Source organism: Polaromonas sp. P1_G2 (assembly GCF_056405515.1).
The window spans coordinates 1-499 of the sequence record NZ_JBFUBY010000956.1 but is presented as its reverse complement, the minus strand read 5'-3'; the positions used below and the strand labels follow the sequence as shown (position 1 = coordinate 499).

Below are 499 nucleotides of genomic sequence, written 5' to 3'. Positions count from 1 at the left end.
CGGCAAACCCGCGGCCATGGCCCGGCATATGCTTCATCACAGGCAGCATGCCGCCAGCCTTCAGGCCCTCTGCCGCGGCACGTCCCATCTCGGAGACAATCACCGGATTCTTGCCGTAAGCGCGGCTGCCGATCACGTCGCTGGCGCCTTCCACCGGCACGTCCAGAACCGGCAGGCAATCGACGTTGAAACCGAGCTTTGTCAGATCGAAGGCATGCAGCCGCGACATCAGCCAGGCGGCGCGCAGGCCCCTGTCGCGATCCTCTCGATAGATGGCGCCGAGATCGGCGCCGGAAGGATAGCGCGGGCAGATCGGCTCGCGGATGCGCTGCACGCGCCCGCCTTCCTGATCGATCAGGACAGGCGCATTGCGGCCACCGACAGTGTCGCGTAGCGAGGCGATCAGATCCTTGATCTGCTGCGGCTCGGGCGACAGATTGCGGGCGAAGAGGATGAAGCCCCAGGGCTGCTGGTCGCGGTAAAGCGCGCGCTCCTCGGC

1 protein-coding gene is annotated in these 499 nt (G+C 66.3%); it reads right to left on the bottom strand.

All coding sequences use genetic code 11. The features are described from left to right. Window positions 1-499, bottom strand: a 499-nt coding sequence (locus AC1D0P_RS28525; RefSeq protein WP_477679812.1) for a glycoside hydrolase family 3 N-terminal domain-containing protein, incomplete at both ends; no start/stop codon positions are given.